14 protein-coding genes are annotated in these 19,775 nt (G+C 73.5%); 5 read left to right on the top strand and 9 right to left on the bottom strand.

Going from position 1 to position 19,775, the window contains the following annotated elements:
* The first annotated feature begins 109 nt into the window (after nucleotides 1–109).
* The 3 genes from ACZ4XJ_RS23535 to meaB are packed head-to-tail and all read left to right on the top strand — an operon-like array spanning nucleotide 110 to nucleotide 5,163.
* Complete coding sequence (locus tag ACZ4XJ_RS23535; RefSeq protein ID WP_468497228.1) at nucleotides 110–1,978, top strand: methylmalonyl-CoA mutase family protein; 1,869 nt, start codon at nucleotides 110–112, stop codon at nucleotides 1,976–1,978.
* On the top strand, nucleotides 1,975–4,161 hold the full coding sequence (gene scpA, locus ACZ4XJ_RS23530) for a methylmalonyl-CoA mutase (protein ID WP_362878038.1): 2,187 nt from the start codon (nucleotides 1,975–1,977) through the stop codon (nucleotides 4,159–4,161). Before ACZ4XJ_RS23535 ends, scpA begins: the two co-directional genes overlap by 4 nt.
* 12 nt (nucleotides 4,162–4,173) lie before the next feature.
* Entirely contained in the window at nucleotides 4,174–5,163 is a 990-nt protein-coding gene (gene meaB / locus ACZ4XJ_RS23525) for a methylmalonyl Co-A mutase-associated GTPase MeaB (protein WP_468497227.1), read from the top strand.
* A gap of 129 nt (nucleotides 5,164–5,292) precedes the next feature.
* Here the strand turns inward: meaB and ACZ4XJ_RS23520 are convergent, their stop codons facing one another.
* Entirely contained in the window at nucleotides 5,293–6,294 is a 1,002-nt protein-coding gene (locus ACZ4XJ_RS23520) for an asparaginase (protein WP_362878036.1), read from the bottom strand.
* A gap of 124 nt (nucleotides 6,295–6,418) precedes the next feature.
* On the opposite strand from ACZ4XJ_RS23520, the gene ACZ4XJ_RS23515 reads away from it, so the two are divergent.
* The gene (locus tag ACZ4XJ_RS23515) at nucleotides 6,419–6,874 is read left to right on the top strand and encodes an Lrp/AsnC family transcriptional regulator (RefSeq protein WP_281206988.1); all 456 of its coding nucleotides are present in this window, start codon (nucleotides 6,419–6,421) and stop codon (nucleotides 6,872–6,874) included.
* A 59-nt stretch (nucleotides 6,875–6,933) separates the two neighbouring features.
* Here the strand turns inward: ACZ4XJ_RS23515 and ACZ4XJ_RS23510 are convergent, their stop codons facing one another.
* From ACZ4XJ_RS23510 to ACZ4XJ_RS23495, 4 genes are read right to left on the bottom strand one after another with little or no spacing between them, the layout of a single operon-like run.
* The gene (locus tag ACZ4XJ_RS23510; protein WP_468497226.1) at nucleotides 6,934–8,199 is read right to left on the bottom strand and encodes an MFS transporter; all 1,266 of its coding nucleotides are present in this window, start codon (nucleotides 8,197–8,199) and stop codon (nucleotides 6,934–6,936) included.
* On the bottom strand, nucleotides 8,183–9,511 hold the full coding sequence (locus ACZ4XJ_RS23505) for a condensation domain-containing protein (protein ID WP_468497225.1): 1,329 nt from the start codon (nucleotides 9,509–9,511) through the stop codon (nucleotides 8,183–8,185). The genes ACZ4XJ_RS23510 and ACZ4XJ_RS23505 overlap by 17 nt, the downstream gene beginning before the upstream one ends.
* 38 nt (nucleotides 9,512–9,549) lie before the next feature.
* The gene (locus tag ACZ4XJ_RS23500; RefSeq protein ID WP_362878033.1) at nucleotides 9,550–9,795 is read right to left on the bottom strand and encodes a phosphopantetheine-binding protein; all 246 of its coding nucleotides are present in this window, start codon (nucleotides 9,793–9,795) and stop codon (nucleotides 9,550–9,552) included.
* Nucleotides 9,792–11,789 (bottom strand): amino acid adenylation domain-containing protein, encoded by a 1,998-nt coding sequence (locus ACZ4XJ_RS23495; protein WP_468497224.1) that lies wholly within the window; start codon nucleotides 11,787–11,789, stop codon nucleotides 9,792–9,794. The genes ACZ4XJ_RS23500 and ACZ4XJ_RS23495 overlap by 4 nt, the downstream gene beginning before the upstream one ends.
* A gap of 59 nt (nucleotides 11,790–11,848) precedes the next feature.
* Here ACZ4XJ_RS23495 and ACZ4XJ_RS23490 point away from each other — a divergent pair, with 59 nt between their 5' ends.
* Nucleotides 11,849–12,580: an HAD family hydrolase gene (locus tag ACZ4XJ_RS23490; protein ID WP_468497223.1), complete on the top strand. Its 732-nt coding sequence runs from the start codon at nucleotides 11,849–11,851 to the stop codon at nucleotides 12,578–12,580.
* Between the two features lie 8 nt (nucleotides 12,581–12,588).
* Here the strand turns inward: ACZ4XJ_RS23490 and ACZ4XJ_RS23485 are convergent, their stop codons facing one another.
* The 4 genes from ACZ4XJ_RS23485 to ACZ4XJ_RS23470 are packed head-to-tail and all read right to left on the bottom strand — an operon-like array spanning nucleotide 12,589 to nucleotide 19,622.
* A complete protein-coding gene (locus tag ACZ4XJ_RS23485; protein WP_468497222.1) occupies nucleotides 12,589–14,037 on the bottom strand; it encodes an SDR family NAD(P)-dependent oxidoreductase in 1,449 nt (482 codons plus the stop codon).
* Nucleotides 14,030–16,513, bottom strand: coding sequence for an HAD-IIIC family phosphatase (locus ACZ4XJ_RS23480; protein WP_468497221.1), 2,484 nt, complete (start codon nucleotides 16,511–16,513; stop codon nucleotides 14,030–14,032). Before ACZ4XJ_RS23480 ends, ACZ4XJ_RS23485 begins: the two co-directional genes overlap by 8 nt.
* Nucleotides 16,513–18,345 carry an aminotransferase class I/II-fold pyridoxal phosphate-dependent enzyme gene (locus ACZ4XJ_RS23475; protein ID WP_362878028.1) on the bottom strand — a complete coding sequence of 611 codons (1,833 nt, stop codon included), beginning with the start codon at nucleotides 18,343–18,345 and terminating at the stop codon, nucleotides 16,513–16,515. The genes ACZ4XJ_RS23480 and ACZ4XJ_RS23475 overlap by 1 nt, the downstream gene beginning before the upstream one ends.
* Nucleotides 18,342–19,622 carry an FAD-dependent oxidoreductase gene (locus ACZ4XJ_RS23470; RefSeq protein ID WP_362878027.1) on the bottom strand — a complete coding sequence of 427 codons (1,281 nt, stop codon included), beginning with the start codon at nucleotides 19,620–19,622 and terminating at the stop codon, nucleotides 18,342–18,344. The genes ACZ4XJ_RS23475 and ACZ4XJ_RS23470 overlap by 4 nt, the downstream gene beginning before the upstream one ends.
* Between the last annotated feature and the right edge of the window lie 153 nt (nucleotides 19,623–19,775).

Below are 19,775 nucleotides of genomic sequence, written 5' to 3'. Positions count from 1 at the left end.
CCCGTCCGGGGAGGGTTCCGCGCCACTCCGACCCCTATCTGACCTGGGAGTGCGAGATCACATCCGGCGGTTATGGTCTCGCCTGAGCGGCCCCCCTAGCATTCGAGCCATGACGGTCCAGCCTGACGACGGGCTCTCCCTGGCCGCCGAGTTTCCTGACGCGACACATGAGCAGTGGCAGCGCCTGGTTGAAGGCGTACTGCGCAAGTCGGGCAAGGAAGTATCCGGCGAGGCGGCGGAAGCAGCCCTTTCCACGAAGCTAGAGGACGGGCTCATCACCCGCCCGCTGTACACGGCGCCCCCCGACGACGGGGACGGTGACGGCACCGGCTTCCCGGGGTTCGCGCCCTTCGTCCGCGGCGGCACCCCGGAGGGCACCACTGCCTCCGGCTGGGACGTGCGCCAGCGGATCGCCGGCAGCGACCCCGTACGGGTGAACGAGGCGGCCCTCGCGGACCTGGAGAACGGCACCACCTCCCTGTGGCTGACCGTCGGGCCGGGCGGACTGCCCGCCGAGGACCTGGGCCGGGCCCTGGACGGGGTCTACCTCGACCTCGCCCCCATCGCCCTGGACGCGGGCGCCGCGTACCCGGCGGCCACCCGCGCGTTGCTCTCCCTGTACGCGGAGCGCGGCGTCGCCCCGCAGGACGCCCGCGCCTCGCTCGGCATCGACCCGCTGGGCCACGAGGCCCGCACCGGTGAGGCCCTGGACCTGCCGGCGGCCGCCGCCCTGGCCCGGGAGACGGCCGCCGCCTGGCCCGGCGTCCGCGCCCTGACCGTCGACGCCCTGCCCTTCCACGAGGCGGGCGGCAGCGCCGCCGAGGAACTCGGCCTGTCGTTGTCCACCGGGGTCGCCTACCTGCGGGCCCTCACCGAAGCCGGCCTCGGCGCCGACGCCGCGTTCGGCCAGATCGAGTTCCGCTACGCCGCCACCGCCGACCAGTTCCTGACGATCGCCAAGCTGCGCGCCGCCCGCCGGTTGTGGGCCCGTGTCGCCGAGGCCTGCGACAGCCCCGAGTCGGGGGCGCAGCGCCAGCACGCCGTGACCTCGCCCGTGATGATGACCCGTCGCGATCCGTGGGTGAACATGCTGCGCACCACGGTGGCCTGCATGGCCGCCGGAGTGGGCGGCGCGGACTCCGTCACCGTGCTCCCCTTCGACAGCGAGTTGGGCCTGCCGGACGCCTTCGCGCGACGGATCGCCCGCAACACCTCCACCGTGCTGGTGGAGGAGTCGCACCTGGCGCGGGTCATCGACCCGGCCGGCGGCTCGTACTACGTCGAGACGCTGACCGACGAACTGGCGCACGCCGCCTGGGAGTTCTTCCGCACCGTCGAGAAGGCAGGCGGCCAGGAGGCCGCGTTGCGCTCGGGCCTGGTCGCCGAGCGGCTCGCCGGGACGTGGGCGGCCCGCTCGAAGAAGCTGGCGACGCGCCGCGAACCGATCACCGGCGTCAGCGAGTTCCCGTCCCTGTCGGAGAAGCCGGTCGTGCGCGAGCCCCTGCCGGCGGCGCCGGCGGGCGGCCTGCCGCGGGTCCGCCGGGACGAGGCGTACGAGGCGCTGCGCGCCCGCAGCGACGCCCACCTCGCCGCGACCGGCGCCCGGCCGCGGATCTTCCTCGCCGCGCTCGGCCCGGCCGCCGCGCACACGGGGCGGGCCACCTTCGCCTCGAACCTGTTCCAGGCGGGCGGCATCGAACCCGTCCACGACCCGGTCTCGGTGGACCCGGACACGGCCGCCGCGGCCTACGCCGCGAGCGGCGCCGACGGGATGGCGGTGCTCTGCTCCAGCGACGCGCTGTACGAGGAGCAGGCGGTGGCGGTGGCCGACGCGCTGCGCTCGGCGGGCGCGACGACCGTGTTCCTCGCGGGCAGGCCCGGCAGCGCCGGACAGGCCGTGGACGAGTACGTCTTCGCCGGCTGTGACGCGGTCGCCGTGCTGTCCTCCGTACTCGACCGGATGGGAGTCTCGTCATGAGCATCCCCGATTTCTCCGAACTCGCGCTCGGCGACGGCCCGTCCACCGGGATCACCGAGGACCAGTGGCGCGCGGCGGTGAAGGAGTCCACCGGGAACGCCACCGGCGACCTGTTGTGGGAGACCCCCGAGGGCATCGGCGTGAAGCCGCTGTACACCGGGCGGGACCTGGAGGGCCTGGACTTCCTCGGCACCTACCCGGGCGTGGCCCCGTACCTGCGCGGGCCCTATCCGACGATGTACGTCAACCAGCCCTGGACGATCCGGCAGTACGCCGGCTTCTCCACGGCCGAGGAGTCGAACGCCTTCTACCGGCGCAACCTGGCCTCGGGCCAGAAGGGCCTGTCGGTCGCCTTCGACCTGCCCACGCACCGCGGCTACGACAGCGACCACCCGCGCGTCACGGGTGACGTCGGCATGGCGGGCGTGGCGATCGACTCGATCTACGACATGCGCCAACTGTTCGACGGGATCCCGCTGGACAAGATGTCGGTGTCGATGACGATGAACGGCGCGGTGCTGCCGGTCCTCGCCCTCTACATCGTGGCGGCGGAGGAGCAGGGCGTCTCCCCCGACAAGCTCGCCGGGACCATCCAGAACGACATCCTCAAGGAGTTCATGGTCCGCAACACCTACATCTACCCGCCCAAGCCCTCGATGCGGATCATCTCGGACATCTTCGCGTTCACCTCGCAGAAGATGCCCCGCTACAACTCGATCTCCATCTCCGGCTACCACATCCAGGAGGCCGGGGCCACGGCCGACCTGGAGCTGGCGTACACCCTCGCCGACGGCGTGGAGTACCTGCGGGCGGGTCAGGCGGTCGGGCTGGACGTGGACGCGTTCGCGCCGCGCCTTTCGTTCTTCTGGGCGATCGGCATGAACTTCTTCATGGAGGTCGCGAAGCTCCGCGCGGCCCGCCTGCTGTGGGCGCGCCTGGTCAAGCAGTTCGACCCGAAGAACGCCAAGTCGCTCTCGCTGCGCACCCATTCGCAGACCTCCGGCTGGTCGTTGACGGCGCAGGACGTCTTCAACAACGTGACGCGCACCTGCATCGAGGCGATGGCGGCGACCCAGGGGCACACCCAGTCGCTGCACACCAACGCCCTCGACGAGGCCCTCGCCCTGCCGACCGACTTCTCGGCCCGCATCGCCCGCAACACCCAGCTGCTGCTCCAGCAGGAGTCGGGGACCTGCCGCTCCATCGACCCGTGGGGCGGCAGCGCCTACGTCGAGAAGCTCACCTACGACCTCGCGCGACGGGCGTGGCAGCACATCGAGGAGGTCGAGGCGGCCGGCGGCATGGCGCAGGCCATCGACGCGGGCATCCCGAAGCTGCGCGTCGAGGAGGCCGCGGCCCGGACGCAGGCCCGCATCGACTCCGGCCGACAGCCCGTGATCGGCGTGAACAAGTACCGGGTGGCCACCGACGAGGAGATCGACGTCCTCAAGGTGGACAACTCCTCGGTCCGCGCCCAGCAGATCGCCAAGCTGCGCCGGCTGCGCGAGGAACGCGACGAGGCCGTCACGCAGGACACCCTGCGGGCGCTCACGAACGCGGCCGGCAGCGGCGAGGGCAACCTGTTGGCGCTGGCCGTGGACGCGGCCCGGGCCATGGCCACGGTGGGCGAGATCTCCGACGCCCTGGAGAAGGTGTACGGGCGTCACGCGAGCCAGATCCGTACGATCTCGGGTGTGTACCGCATGGAAGCAGGCGAGTCCCCGTCCGTGGAGCGCACCCGTGCGCTCGTCGACCGGTTCGAGGAGGCGGAGGGACGGCGTCCGCGCATCCTGGTCGCCAAGATGGGCCAGGACGGTCACGACCGCGGCCAGAAGGTCATCGCGACGGCCTTCGCCGACCTGGGCTTCGACGTGGACGTCGGCCCGCTGTTCCAGACCCCGGCGGAGGTGGCCCGGCAGGCCGTCGAGGCGGACGTCCACGTGGTGGGCGTGTCGTCGCTGGCGGCCGGTCACCTGACCCTCGTGCCGGCGCTGCGGCAGCAGCTCGCCGAGGAGGGGCGCGAGGACATCATGATCGTCGTGGGCGGGGTCATCCCGCCGGCGGACGTCCCGACCCTGCTGGAGATGGGCGCGACGGCGGTCTTCCCGCCGGGCACCGTGATCCCGGACGCGGCCCACGACCTGGTGACGCGGCTGGCCGCGGAACTGGGCCACGAGCTGTAAGCGGCCGCGCGGATGCCCCCGAAGATCGACCTCGACGTGTACGTGAAGGGCGTGCTCGACGGGAAGCGCGCGCACATCGCGCGCGCCATCACCCTCGTCGAGTCCACCCGGGCGGACCACCGCGCCCTGGCCCAGGGCCTGTTGACCCGTCTGCTGCCGCACGCCGGGCACGCCCGGCGGATCGGCATCAGCGGGGTGCCCGGGGTCGGCAAGTCCACGTTCATCGACGCGTTCGGCACGATGCTCACCGGGTTGGGCCATCGCGTGGCCGTGCTCGCCGTGGACCCGTCCTCGACGCGGACGGGCGGGTCCATCCTCGGCGACAAGACCCGGATGGAGCGGCTCTCCGTCGACCCGGCGGCGTTCGTGCGGCCCTCCCCCTCGGCGGGCACGCTGGGCGGGGTCGCCAAGGCCACCCGCGAGTCGATGATCGTGATGGAGGCGGCGGGCTACGACGTGGTCCTCGTCGAGACGGTCGGCGTCGGCCAGTCGGAGACCACCGTCGCCGGCATGGTCGACTCCTTCCTGCTGCTGTCCCTGGCCCGGACGGGCGATCAGCTCCAGGGCATCAAGAAGGGCGTCCTGGAACTGGCCGACGTCCTGGCCGTGAACAAGGCCGACGGCCCCCACGAACGGGACGCGAAGGCCGCCGCCCGCGAACTGGCGGGCGCGCTGCGGCTGATGCACCCGGCCGACGCGGCGTGGACGCCGCCCGTGCTGACGTGCAGCGCGCGGGAGTCCATCGGTCTGGACGAGGTGTGGAACCGCCTCGAACAGCACCGGACGCTGCTGGAGGCCGGTGGCCGGCTGGCGGCCAAGCGGGCGGCGCAGCAGGTGGAGTGGACGTGGTCGATGGTCCGTGACGCGCTGCTGGAGCGGCTCCGCGCGGACCCGGCCGTACGGGAACTCGCGCCGACCCTCGAAGCCGAGGTCAGGGCGGGTACGGTGACGGCCACCTCGGCGGCGGACCGCATCCTCGGCGCCTTCGGCAACCGGGCCTGAGAACGGCCGACCGCCCCGAAGGCCGGCGAACGGGCCGGGAGCCGCCGACCCCGCTGTTCCGGGGGTCGGCGGCGGCTCGGCCGTGTGCGCCCGGTGGTCAGGGCGGTCGGCGGCGGCTCGGTGTCCGGCTCAGGCGGAGGTGAGGGCCTGGTCCTCGGCGGCCAGGGTGCGGCGCAGGATCCGGTTCTGCTCGGCCGGGTCGGAGCCGGCGAGCAGCGCGGAGAGCACGGCGATCCGGGCCTGCCCGGCCCGCAGCGTCCCGGTCGGAACGGCCCCGACGGCGACGAGGTCGACGGCGCCGCCGTGCGTGTAGATCTCGGTGACGGGACCGGCCGCGACCCGGGTGGTCAGCGCGACCAGCACGCCCCGGGCGACGGCGGCGGCGACCGCGTCCACGATCTCGGGGGTGGCGTTGCCGGCCCCGGTGCCGATCAGGACGATGCCCCGGGCGCCCGCCTCGACGGCGGCGTTCAGCAGCAGCGGGTCGGCGTCGGCGTGGTGCATCACCATGTCGACGCGGGGCGGCAGCTCCGGCATGGCGGGCAGCGCGAGCGGCGCCGGACGCTGCGGTTCGCGCAGCATGGTGACCTTGCCGAAGCCGATCTTCCCGAGGAGCTCCTTCGAGGGGTCGGCGAACGCGTCCAGAGCCACGGCCTGCGTCTTGACGGTGCCGCGGGCGGCGTGCACCCGACCGGCGAACGTGATCAGGACGCCGAGTCCGCGCGTGCCGGCGGCGGTCAGCAGGGCGTCGTAGAGGTTGCCGGGCCCGTCCCCGTCGGCGGAGCCCATGGGCAGCTGCGAGCCGGTGAACACGACGCTGCGGGCGTCGTGGTGGTGGAGGTCGACGAGGAAGGCCGACTCCTCCAGGGTGTCGGTGCCGTGCGTGACGACGATGCCGTCCACGTCGGGGTCGGCGAGCACCTCGTGGACGGTGCGCAGCAGGGTCAGCTGGTGGGCGGTGGTGAGCCGGGGGCTGTTCACCCGGAACAGGTCCACCACCTCGATGCTGACGCCCTCGGGCAGCGGGGCGGTGGCCATCACCTCACGGCCGTCGGCCTCCGCGGCGAAGCCCGATCCCATCCAGCGACTGGCTATCGTTCCGCCGGTGCTGATGACGACGATGCGCCCCATGGCCACCCTTCCCTCACGAGATCTCGCACAGACATTCCATTCACGGCAATGATAGTGAGATCTACGCGCAATGAGATTGCCTCTTCGTCTCATCCCGTTACATTCGGTGGGTGATAATTGCGCCATGGACGCGATCGATCGAGAAATCTTGCGCGAGCTACAGAAGGACGGTCGGCTCAGCAACCAGGAGCTCGCCCAGCGCGTGGGGCTGACCCCCTCCCCCTGCATGCGCCGGGTCCGGCAGCTGGAGGAGGACGGGGTGATCCAGGGCTACCGCGCCGTCATCGACCCCGAGGCGGTGGGCCGCGGCTTCGAGGTGCTGGTGTCCGTCGAGGTCCGCCGCGACCGCGCCGCCGTCGAGGCCTTCGAAGCCGCGCTCCAGGACATCCCCGACGTCATCGAGGCCTACCGCCTGTTCGGCAGCCCCGGCTGCCTGCTGCGCATCGCCGTCGCGGACCTGCGCGCGTACGAACGCCTGTGGATCGAGCAGCTGACGGCCCTCTCCGGCGTCACCGAGGTCAACTCGCAGATCATCATGAAGCGCATCAAGGAGCCGACGGGCCTCCCCGTGGACCGGTGAGACCCGTCGGATCCGGGCGGCGGGTCGGGCGCGGGAGCGCGCCGCCCGGCCGGGCGCCGTCAGCCGACGGCCGCCTTGGGCTCCCCGGCCGACCCGGTCCCGCCCGGGCCGGCGTCGCCGTCGCGCCGGCCGGCCTTGCCCACGAGTCCCGCGGCCGTCGCGATCCAGGCGAGCGCCTGCACGGCCCCCGCGGTGGCGAACAGCCAGCCCGGGGCCAGCTCCGCCGCCATCCAACCGCCCAGCAGCGAGGCCGGGAGGATCGCGGTGAAGGAGACGGCCCGGTTCACGGCGACGACCCGCCCCATGTACTCGGCGTCGATGACGGTTTGCCGGTAGGTGAACCAGCCCACCACGATCAACGAGGTCGCCGCCCCGGCCAGGGCCCACGCCGGGGCCAGCACCCACACGTCGGCCGAGACGGCCGGCGTCAGCAGCGCCAAGGCCAGCGCGCCCATGCCGACGGACAGCAGCGTCCCCTCCCGGTAGCGCCTCAGCAGCCGCGGCACGGCCGCAGCGCCCGCGACCGCGCCGGCGCCCTGCGCCGCGACGACCACGCCGAGCACGAACTTCGACTGGTCGGTCGCCTCCGTGACCACGTACACGAGGTTCGCCTCGACGGCGTGCACCGCGAAGTTCGTGAGGGTGAGCAGGAGGGTGCCCGAGCGCAGCACCGGATCGGCGAACAGCAGTCGGAAGCCGGTCAGCAGGTCCGGGCCCATCCCCCGCACCGCCTCGCGCAGGGCCGTGGTCGCCCTGGTCACGGGAGAGGCCGTGGTCAGCAGGATGAGCACGGCGGACAGCCCGAACGACAGCGCGTTGACGCCACTGGCCGCGGCCGGCCCCAGGAAGGCGACGACGCTGATGCCGGCGATCGGACCGAGCATGTTGAGCAGGCTCTCCGACCCCTGCACCCAGGCGTTCATCACCGGTCGGCGCTCGGCCGGCACCCGTTCCATCAGGAACCCCTGGAACGCGGGGAAGTACAGCGGCCGCATGCAGGCCAGTACGAAGGCGGCCACGTAGACGGCGGACACCGGCGGGCGATCCAGCAGGCACAGCAGGCCGATCGCCCCGACCACGGCGGCCGAGCACACGTCGCAGCGGATCATCAGGTTGCGTCGGTCGACGCGGTCGGCGACGACTCCGCTGAAGAGGCCGACGAGGACGAACGGCACGAACTCCAGCGCGTAGGTGAACGCGGCGAGGAAGGCCGAGCCGGTCAGCTGGAGCACCAGGACCGGCAGGGCGAAGCGGAACACCCAGTCGCCGCCGGTGGAGACGATGAACGCCGCCCTCAGCAGCGTCTCGTCACGACGCTCGGACACCGCGGACCTCCAACGGCAGCAGCGGGTCGGCGACGACCTTCTCCAACAGGACGACGAGCCGGTCGAGCAGCCCGGCGACGAACTCCGCCGGCAGCCGGTCGGCCTGGTAGTACGCGGACAGCGACAGCGTGTCGACGCCGGCCTCGCCGACGAGCATCAGTTCGCTGCGGGGGCGGAAGCCCTCGTCGGAGAGCGGGAAGACGGTCGTCGTGGCGGGCGCGAAGTCGATGCCACCGCCGTGGAGTTGCGCGTAGAGCATGTTGAGGACGACGCCGATGGGGGCGTCGGGGTCGGCGTACTCGTCCGGGTTGAAGGTCTTCACCAGTTCGGCGAAGGGGATCTCCCCGTGCTCCTGCGCGTCCAGGCTGTCGCCGCGGACGCGGCGCAGCGCGGCCCGGAAGGTGTCGGCGCCGGCCAGGTCCGAACGGACGACGAGGAGTTCGGCCAGCGGGGCCACGAGGTTCTCGCGGCCGGCGCTCTCCCGGTTGTAGACGTTGACGGCGACGGCCTGGTCGTCCTTGCCGGTGTGCTCGCGCAGCACCACGAACAGGCCGCACAGGACCAGCATGAAGAGGGTGACCCGTTCCCGGGCGGCGAACCCGCGGATCTCGGCGGCGACGGCCGGCGAGAGGTTCCGGGTCTCGTAGCCGCCCTCCGGGGTGGCGCCGGCGGGACGCTTGGGCACCTCCAGGCGGGGTATCGCGCCGACGCCGGCGAGGCGCGCGTGCCAGAACTCCCGCATCCGCTCGCTGTCCGGGCCTGTCAGGAGGTCGCGCTGGTCGCGGACGTGGTCCCGGTAGCTGTACGCCACCTCCGGCAGGGAGGGCGCCCGGCCGGCGGCGAGGTCCGCGTAGAGGGTGGAGAGTTCCTCCATCAGGACGCCGCGGGCCCAACCGTCGACCACGAGGTGGTCGAAGACGAGGACGACGAAGTGGTCGTCGTCGGCCACGCGCACCACGGCGACCCGCAGCCGCTCGGGCCGCTCCGCGGGCAGCGGCACCTCCGCCTCGGTCCGCACCCGCTCGATGGCCGCCGCCTCGTCGCCCGCCGCGTCGAAGGTCACGCCGCGCACGACGACGTCGGCGTGCACGGTCTGCGCGCGCGGCCCGTCGAAGCGCGTGCGCAGTGCCTCGTGCCGCTGCGAGAGCAGTTCCAGGGCCCGGTCGAGCAGCGGCAGGTCGAGCCGGCCGCGGACCCGGTAGGCCTGGGAGATGGTGCGGACGGACGGCACGCCCAGGGCGCGGCCGCGTTCGTCCATCAGCAGCCTGCCCTCCTGGTAGCTCAGGGTGGGCAGGGGCAGGGGTGCGGACATGTGCGGTGGCTCCTAGACGGTTCGGCTAGACGGTTCGGCTAGACGGTTCGGGCTGCGGTGTCGGCGCGTTCGGCGACCAGGTCGGCGAACTCGCCGAACTCGGGGTGGTCGAGAACCTCGCGCATGGTGACCTTGACGCCCAGCGCCGCCTCCAGGCGGGCCACCATCTGGGTGGCCAGCAGGGAGTGGCCGCCGAGCAGGAAGAAGTCGGCCTCGTCGTCGATGGGGGTGCCCAGGACCTCGGTCCAGATCCCCCGGGTGGTCTCGCGTGCGGTCGTGCTCATCGGGACTCGCTCTCTCCGGCGCGCAGCCGGTTCCGGTCGGTCTTGCCGTTGGCGGTCAACGGAAGTCTGTCGACGACGACGTAGCGTGCGGGCACCAGGTAGCCGGGGAGCGCGGCGCGCAGTCCCGCGCGCACGCTCTTGGCCAGGCCCCGGTCGTCGCCGGCGATGTAGGCGGCCAGGCGTTTGCCGCCCAGCGGGTCGGTCTCCACCAGGACGCAGGCGCCGCGCACCCCGGGCTGGGCCAGCACGGCCTGTTCGATCTCGCCGGGTTCGACGCGGTGGCCGTTGATCTTGGCCTGGCCGTCCTCCCGGCCGAGGAACTCCAGGGAGCCGTCGGGTCGGAAGCGGACCAGGTCGCCGGTGCGGTAGCAGCGGGTGCCGGCCAGCCGGCCGGTGGTGGGCACGGGGAAACGTTTCGCGCTCTGCTCCGGCAGGTTCAGGTAGCCGTCGGCGAGGCCCTCGCCCGCGGCCCACAGTTCGCCGGGCACACCGGGCGGTACGGGGTGGCCGGCGCGGTCCACGACGTGCACGCGGGTGCCGTGCACGGGGGTGCCGACGGGCACGGTGGGCGTGCCCTCGGGCAGGGGCGCGTCCAGCAGGTGGCAGCAGGTGAACGTGGTGTTCTCGGTGGGGCCGTAGCCGTTGACCAGGGAGAGGCCCCGGTGTCGGGACAGGACGGCGTTCACGTGGTGCGGCGAGACGACGTCGCCGCCCGTGAACAGCCGCCGTACGCCCGCGAAGGCCTCCGGCCGGTGTTCCGCCATCTGGTGGAACAGGCCGGCGGTCAGCCACAGCGCGGTGACGCCCCGGTCGGTGATCACCTCGGCGAGCTCGGCCAGCGTCAGCGGCCCGGGCGGGGCGATCTCCAGTCGGGCGCCGCGCGCCAGCGTGCACCACACCTCCAGGAGCGCCGCGTCGAAGGTGGCGGGGGCCAGGTGCAGGACGCGGTCGCCGGGTCCGAAGTCGAGGCGCTCGTCGTGGACGAGCCGGGCGATGCCCCGGTGGGTGAGGCGTACGCCCTTGGGCCGGCCGGTCGACCCGGAGGTGTACATGATGGTCGCGGGTGCCGGTGCCGGTGCGGGTGTGGGTGCGGGACCGGGCCCGGCTGCGGTTCCAAGACCAGGCGCAGGTCCGGACCCGGGCCCGGTCGCGGGCGGCGGGACCTCGCCGAGGGCCCCGGCCCTCGGGGCGATCCCGGTGAGCGGGAGGACCTCGCCGACCGGCATGTCGACGGGGCCGGCCGCCAGGGTGAGGCGTACGCCCGGGCCCGCGAGCATCAGCCGGAGCCTCGGCTCGGGGTAGCCGGGGTCGAGCGGTACGGCGGTGGCGCCGGCCAGGGCGACGGCGACCGTCGCGGCGACGGAGTCCGCGCCGCGCTCGAAGAGCAGGCCCACGGGATCCCCCGGGCGCACGCCCCGGGCGATCAGCGCGTCCGCGATGCCGGCGGCGCGTGCGAGGAGTTCGCGGTAGGTCAGCGTCGCCCCCCGCGAGGAGACGGCGACGGCGTCCGGCCGGCGGCGGGCCCGGTCGATGAACATCAGGTGCGCGGCGGCGCCGGCCGCGGCCCCGCCCTCGGTGGCGGCGGGCGCGGTGCGCGGCCGCGACCACCGCGACAGGAGCGCCCAGTCGGCGTCGTCGACGAGTTCGGCCGCGTCGAGGGGGCGCGTCGGCGCGGCCAGCGCGGCGGCGACGAACCGGCCCGCGCGGGCGGCGATCACCTCGGCCGCGTGCGGGGCGACCTCCGCGCCGAGGACGAACTCCGCGCCGCCGTCGGGCAGGAGGACCGCGGGCGGGGCGGCGGAGGGCGCGGTGACGCCGGCGCGCCCGTCCGGGCCGTCTAGGCGGCAGATCCGGGCCACGAGGGCGGCGCACGCCGTGCCGAGGATCCCCTCCGCCGTGGTGTCCGCCGCTGCGGCGAGGGCCCGCGCCGCGGTGACGGCCGACGCGTCCAGTGTGATCGTCCGGACGGCGGATCCACTCTCCTTCAGCGACATGTCCAGTCCCTTCCCCTACGCTTTTGGATCTTCAGTGCGTTCGACCGAGGGAGCAGGCCATGACCACCCTGATCGTGTTCGACATCGACGGCACGCTGTTGCACAGCGTCGCCGCCCATCAGGCGGCGTTCCTCGGGGCGTTGGGCGACAGCGGACTCACCGAGATCGACGCGCGGTGGAGCGGATACCGTCACCACACCGATTCGTGGATCTTCCGTGAGGTGTTCCGCGCGAACGAGGGCCGCTTCCCCGACGCGGCGCAGACGCAGCGCTTCGCCGACCTGCTGCACGAACGTTTCGTCGCGGCGACCGCGGCGGACGGCGTGGAACAACTCCCGGGCGCCGCCGCGTTCCTGCACCGGTTGGCCGAGGACGAGGCGTACGAGGTGGCCTTCGCGACCGGCGGCATGCGCGAGGTCACGGCGGCCAAGCTGGCGCCGCTGGGCGCGAGCGGGCCGGTCTCCACCGCGAGCGAGCACACGTACCGCGAACACCTGGTGCGCGAGGCCGTCCACCGCGCGGGCGGCGACTTCGAGCGCGTGGTGTGCGTCGGCGACGGGCCGTGGGACCTGCGGGCCGCGGTGGCCACCGGCAGCCAGTTCATCGGGATAGGCGGATCGAGCGCGCCGTTCGGCGACTGGTTCCCGGCGACCCACCTGTTCGGCTCGTTCGACGACGTCGACCCGGCCCGCGACTTCACCCTGTCCCCGCCACCCGGGGCGGTCGCCGCCGAGCCGGACGCGGACACGCCGTTCACCGCCGGACCGGCCGGCTGCGGCTGCTGGCACTGACGGCACGCTCAGGCACCCGTCCGCTCGGCGACGGCCCGGCACAGCCGGTCGAAGCGCCCCGCGCTCGTCAGGCTCGCCGCGGGCAACCGGATCCCGAACTCGGCCTCCACGGCGAGCACGATCTGGATCTGCCGCAGGGAGTCCCAGCCCGCGGTGAGCCCGACGCCCCCGCCGCGCACGTCCGCCGTCGTCCTGAGGACACCGCGTACGGCGGCCTCGACCCGGTCCTCCAGGCCCGACGGTCCCGCCGGCCCCGGTCCGGCGCCGGCGGGCGCCCCGGCGGTCGCCGTCCGGGCGGCGGCGCTGGGGGCGCCGGCGGCCGGGGCCGCCCCGGGGTTCCCGTCGAGGTCGACGGTGGTGATCCCGTCGGTGGTCAGCCGGACCCGGCGGGCCGGCGCCCGGGTGTCGCCGATCTCGTCGGCGACCAGTTCCGCGACCTCCTCGGGCATCAGGGCGATCCCGGCGGGCCGGACGGCGGCCGAGTAGCGGCCCTGGACGTAGCCGGGTTCGATGACGACGGCCCGCACCCCGTACGCCCCGTGCCGGCGGTCGATGCCGTGCAGGACGCTCTCGGCGGCGGCCTTCGCCGCGATGTAGTCGGACCAGCCGCGCGGGTGGTAGCGGGTGGCCTCGGAGCCGAGCAGGACCACGCTGCCCCGTTGGCGCACCAGCATCCCGTCGAGCACGACCTCGGCGAGGTCGCGCAGCGCGGCGTAGCCGATCTCCAGGTGTTCCCGGTGTCCGGCGGCGAGCGGCGCGGCCGCCGCGTGCACGAGGGCGACGGGTGCCAGCGCGGCCAGCTCGGCGGCGGCCTTCGCCCGGTCGGCGGGCTCGGCCAGGTCGACCGTCACCGAGTGCACGAGGGCGCCGGCCTCCTCGCAGCGGCGTACGAGGTCCTCGGCCCCGCCGCGGTGCAGCAGGGCCAGGTCCCAGCCCCGGCGGGCCAGTTCGAGGGCGACGGCCGAGCCGATGTCCCCGGCCGCGCCGGTGACCACGGCGGTCCGGGCGGCGCCCGCGGGGATCAACCGGCCGCCGGTGGTGTCGTCGGGGCGGGGCCGCGGGGCCCGTACGGTCGTGCGGACCTCCCCTTCGAGGACGACCTCGCGGCCTTGGTGGGCGACGACCCGGCAGGTCAGCACCCCGGTGCCCGGGCTGACCGCGTCCACCTTGAGGGAGTAGTCGACGGGCCGGTCGAAGGCGACGGCCCGCACGGGCCGGAAGGCGGTGTCGAGGATGACGGCGCCGGGCCCGGGGATGACCATGCCGATCAGCGCCGAGACCGGTCCGAGGACCATCACCAGGGGCACGATCGGGCCGTCGAAACCGGCCTCGTCGGCGTGCTCCGCTTCGTGGTGGACGGGGTTGTGGTCGCCGGTGACCGCGGCGAAGGCGGTGAACTCGGCCGCCGTGAAGGTGTGGCTGCCGTGGGCCACGTCGCCCGGCTCGAAGTCATGCACGGTGGTTCTCCGCCTCGGTGTGGTCGGTGACGCGCAGCCACGGGGGCGCGGTGTGTTCGCCGGTCAGGTCCAGGTGCCAGCTGCCGTCGGCCTCGCCCGGGGCGAAGCCCGCGTCCGCGAACACGGTGCGGCAGGGCGCGTTGCGTTCGGTCGGCGTCACCCGCCCGGACAGCCGGGTGCCTCCGCGCGCCGTGGTCGCGGCCGCCAGCCAGCCGAGGGCGCCGGCCTCCACGCCGCGGCCCAGGACCCGGCAGGACAGCAGGTAGCCGTCCACGGTGGTGTGCGCGCCCTCGTGGGAGAGGATCAGCAGGCCGAGGTCCTCGCGCGCGCTGAACCGGTCGGCGACGGCGAGGACGAACACGTCCGAGTCGGGGGCGTCGGCCAGTCGGCGCAGCTCGGCGCGGGTGTGGCGCAGCGTGGTGGTGTTGAACTGGTTGGTCTTGGCGCACAGTTGCGCGGCGCGGGCCGCGTTGCCCTCGGTGAGCGGCGTGACGTGCAGTTCGGTGCCGAGGGAGGCGTAGAACTCCTCGACCCGGTCGAAGCCTCGTCGCCGGCGCTCGACCCGGTCGCGGGCCCGGTACTGCTCGGTGCGCCGCAGGTCGGCGTCGGTGACGCCGAAGACGGTGGTGAACGGGCTGTCCAGCAGCGCGTCGGCGTATCCGGCGGGGTCCTCGGGGAGTTCGGGAACGACGACCTGCGGGAGGAACTCGCGGACGCGGGCCCGTTCCACCGGGTTGTCGTCGAGGAACAGGACGTTGGCGAGGCCAACGTTGAGGCGCTCCGCGATGTCGGCGATGGCTTCCGCCTTGGGTCGCCAGCCGATCTCGGTGGCGACGAAGTCCTCCTCGCGCAGTTCCATCGCGGGGTGTTCGCGCAGCGCCCGCAGGGCGAGGTCCTCGTCGTTCTTGCTGCACACCGCGAGGGCGATGCCTTGCGCGCGCAGCGACTTCAGGGCCCGCTGGAGCCGCAGGTGGGCGTTGCCGGGGTGGTCGGTGCCGATCTGGATGCCGTCGAGGCCGTCCTCGCCGAGGATGCCGTGCCACAGCGTGTTGTCGAGGTCGGTGACGACGACCCGCGCGGTGCGGCCGGTCACCGACAGGGTGAGCCCCCAGAACCTGCGGGCCAGGGCCCGGCTCATGGCGGCGCCGTACGGGACGCGGCCGACCAGCCAGAGCCGCTGGTCCACCAGCGGGCCGCCGCCGGTGCGGGCGATGATCGCGGCGGGCTCGACGACGTGGACGTGGTCGAGGTCGGCCAGTGCCTCGCGCAGCAGCCGGCCGGCCTCGCGCACGACCGGGGCGGCGTCGACCGCGTACGGCTGGACCTCGGCGAACGAGACAACGAACACGGGCCGGTCGGTGGTCGCGGCGTAGGCGCGCACCAGGTCGGTGTAGTGCTCCAGGGCCGCGCCGAGCCGCTCGCCGTCGGCGGTGCCGGGTTCGTCGACGCCGAGGACGTCCTCCAGCCGGTCGGTGAAGAAGCTCGCGTGCGGGTCGAAGCCGCGCAGGGCCGAACCCGGGTCGTGGACCTCGCGGCCGAGCGTCCCGTACTCGGGCACGTGCAGGGCGTACGGGGCGTCGCCCAGGACCCGCCGGGCCTCGGCGGCGGTCTCGGCGGCCAGGATCTCCAGGTTGCGCGACCCCAGCAGGGCCAGCCGTACGGGTTCGGCGGCGAGCGTGCGGGCCCGGTGCTCGATGACGCGGGCCTCGCGCAACAGGGCCCAGGGGTCGTCGCCCATCAGGGCGTCGCAGACCCGGGCGAGGTCGCGTGTGGAGACCGACTCGACGGCGGCGCCCCAGAGTTCGCCGGTGGTCATCGCCCCGTCGGCGCGCAGCCGGTCGAAGACCGGGGCGAAGTCCAGGGTGGAGCGCAGGGCGGTGTCGCGGACGATCATCTCCAGGTCGACGGGGACGGGGCCCGCGCCGAAGTCCGCCGTGCCGCTGACGGTCATCGGGTGCCGGTAGGGCACGGCGGCGAGTTCCTCGTAGCGGTGGACCTGCGTGCAGGAGTTCCAGGACGCGCCCAGGGTGGCGATTCGCGCGTCGTGGCGTTCGAACACCTCGAAGACGGTGCCGGCGCCGAAGGCGGTGTCCGGGGGGCAGGCCATCAGCTCGTCGGTGAGCGGGCCGGCGACCGCGAAGGAGTACACGGGGTGCGGAGTGCGGCGCACCTCGGGCAGGCCGAGGAACCACTCCACGAGGACGCCCGTGGTGGGGGCCGACGTGCGGTGGTGGTACTCCTTCGTGCGGCAGAACTCGAAGGTGACCGCGGGCAGCGCCACCGTGACGCCCTCGGCGACCAGCGCGCGCAGCGCCGCGAGCAGGTCGCCGCGCAGCCCCCGCACGTCGGTGCGGAACGCGAACAGTGAGGAGTGCAGCACCAACAGGCGGTCGGTGGGGCCCAGTACGGACCTCAGGGCGGCGTGGATCTCGTCGCGTCGGGACGGATGCACGGCCGGCGGGGGCGCGGCGGCCATCAGGGGGCGCCCGTGGCCATCGGGGCCGGGCGTTCGGCGAGGACGGCGGCGAGGGCGGCGGTCAGCGCCGCGTTCTCGTCGGGGGTGCGGCAGGACAGCCGCAGGTAACGGTCGCCGTCCGGCATGGACTTGCCGCCGCAGTCCTTGATCAGGATGCCGTGGTCGGCGAAGGTGCGGCGCACGACGTCGAGGGCCGAGGCGCCTTCGGGCAGCCGCACCATCACGTAGTTGGCGTCGGGCGGGTACACCTCGACGCCGGGCAGCCCGGCGAGCAGGTCGGCCATCGCGTCACGGTCGTCGCGGACCCGGGCGCAGCTCGCGGTGAACGCGTCGCGGTAGCGGGGCAGCAGGCGCAGGAAGCACTCGGCGAAGCCGTTGACGTTCCAGATGGGCAGCGCGGCGCGGACGGCGGCGACGAACGCGAGGTCGGCGGAGAGCAGGTAGCCCAGGCGCAGTCCGCCGATGCCGTAGACCTTGCTCATGCTCTTGACCACGGTCAGGCCGGGGAGCTCGGCGAGGTCCGGCTCCAGGCTGTGGCCGGGCGCGCAGAAGTCGACGAAGGACTCGTCGACGACGAGGCGGATGTCGTGATCGGCGAGGCGGTGGGCCAGGTCGACGAGGTCGGCACGGGGCACGGCCATGGAGGTGGGGTTGTTGGGCGAGGTGATGATGACCGCGGCGACACCGGCCCGGCGGGCCTCCTCGGCGACCAGGGCCGCGTCCATGGTGAAGGCGGGTGCCGGCAGGTGGATGCGGTGGATGTCGGCCTCGTCGAAGACTGCCTCGTACTCGTTGAAGCCGGGCACGACCAACCCGACGCGGCCGAGCAAACCGCCCAGGATCTTGATGAGTTCCGAGGCCCCGTTGGCGACGACGAGCCGTTCGGACGGCTGGCGCACCACCGCGCCGAGCAGCCGCTGGAGCGCCTGGTGGCCCATCGGGTAGTGCACGAGCGCGTCGCGGAAGTCCCGCGCGAGTTCGTCGACGAGCTCGGTCGGCGGGAAGTACAGGTTGTAGAGCAGGCGGTGGTCGATGAGGTCGTAGCGCCAGTAGCCGCCGTGCAGGTTCTCCAGCATGGTGAGGCGGTCGTCGGAGGCGGAGAACAGGTACTCGGCGGCGCCGTGGTCGGTCAGGTCGTCGACCTCGTACCAGCGCACCGCCCCGCAGTCGACGCCGCGCACCGGGAAGCGACCGGCGGTGACGGTGTCGGCGATGACCAACTCGTAGTAGGCGCCGTGCCCGCCGTCGGCTATCAGGGCCTCCAGCGCCGGTACGAACTCCTCGCGCAGGTACCGCTCGCGCAGCAGGTGCACGTTGACGGTCTTGAAGGTCGTGGCCAGGTCGAGTTCGGGTCCCTGTCGCGCGGGCAGCAGCATCTCCTCGACGGTGCCGTCCTCACGGAGGGTGACGACGGTGCCGTTCATGGTCGGCCGGAACGGGGCGACGGCGGTGACCACGTCGCCCTCGGCCCCGACGAGCGCGCCGAGCAGTTCGCCGTCGAAGACGACGTCCCCCTCGACCAGGTACACGTCCTGGTCGAGGTGCTTGTGCGCCAGCCACAGCGAGTACGCGTTGTTGGTGGTGCGGAACGCGTCGGACTCGATGTAGCTGACGTCCATGCCGGCGAAGCTCTCGCCGACGGTCGTCCGTACCTCGTCGGCGAGGTAGCCGACGACGAGCACGGCCTCGCGCACGCCGGCCGCCGCGAGGTTCTCCAGGGTGCGGATCAGGATCGGCTTGCCGGCCACCGTCAGCAGCGGCTTGGCGGTGTCGAGTCCGAGTCGGCGGCCCAGGCCGGCCGCCAGGACAACGGCCTTGGTGGGCCTGTTCATGCGTGGATCTCCCCCGTAGTCGTCACGTGGTGCAGCAGGTCGGCGAGAACGATCTCGCCGATGTCGTGCTGGTAGAGCCAGACGCCGTCCGCCCGACGGGTGTAGCTGGGCTCGCCGCCCACCTCGGCGGACGGGGCCAGTCCGGCGCCGAGCCCGTAGGCGATCAGGCGCGGGTGCGGGACTCCGTGGACGTCGACCAGGTGTCCCTGGTCGGTGACCTCGGTGCCGGTGGGGCCGGTGGCGGCGGTGAGCACGGCGCCGTCCGGGTGGCTGAGTCGCGGCAGGTTCGCCTCGAACCCGTTGGCCATGACGATGACGTCGGCCTCGGCGAGGGCCTGCCGGGCGGCGTCCGGTGCCCCGGGCGCCCCGGCCCGGACCAGGCGTACGGGGGCGGGGCCCGGGCCCCGCAGGCCGAGGGCGGCGGCGGCGAGCTCGTGGGCCCGGCCGCGCAGGCCTCCGTAGCGGTTGACGCGCCCGTTGGCCGGACAGACGTCGAGGACCGGGTCGAAGGCGTAGCCGTCGGCCCGCGCCTCTTCGGCGCCGCTGTAGAAGAGGCGCAGGTCGCTGCGGTGGATCAGGGTGACCTCGGCCGCGTCGGACGCCAACAGGTCGACGACGGACCAGGCGCTGTGGGAGCCGCCCACGACCACGGCCCGACCGTGCGCGGCGGGCAGCCGGCGGCGGGCGTCGATGAACGACTCGGAGTGGAAGACCCGGTCCTGGTGCGGGGCCAGGCTCAGCCCGGGCACGATCTCCGCGCGGTCGAACCCGGCGAGCGGCCGGCCGCCGGTGGCGATCACGGCACGGCGGGCCCGCAGTTGCCGACCTTCGCCGGTGGTGACGACGACCCCGTCGTCATCGGTGAGGGCGATCGCGTCGACCCGGTCGGCGACGTACGCGCAGCGCGGGTGGGCCTCCAGCAGTGCGCGGACCACCGCGCCGAGGCGGGTGAGGAACGGCGCGACGACCGACAGCGGCGGGTGTTCGTCGGCGTGCCCGCGCAGCAGCGCGGTCTCGGGCAGGTCGCGCAGCGCGGCGAACGGTGAGTCGTCCCCGAGTCCGTCGAGACACTCCAGGAAGGGGCCGCCGAGCGAGTTCGCGCCGATGCGGTAGTGCGCGAGGCCGCCGGGGCCGAGCGGTCCGGGCTCCACGAGGGCGATTCCCCGGTCGAGGAGTTCGCCGAGCCGGCCGTTCCTCGCCGCGGTGACGATCGGTCCGAGTCCGGCGGGTCCGCCGCCACAGAATACGAACGCGAAGGAATTATCAGCAGACGGCAAGAGACTTTCCCCCAAGAAATGGACAACGGTCCGCACACAACCATCCGTCCATTTAGGTCGAATCAGGACGGAGAAGTGCGAACCGAGTGCGGACCAAACCAAACATGCGGTGAACGAAAGGTCAAGACCTCAAGATCATCCATGGAGGGATCA

Source organism: Streptomyces sp. NPDC029836, assembly GCF_055574495.1.
This window is presented reverse-complemented; position numbering and strand designations above follow the sequence as displayed.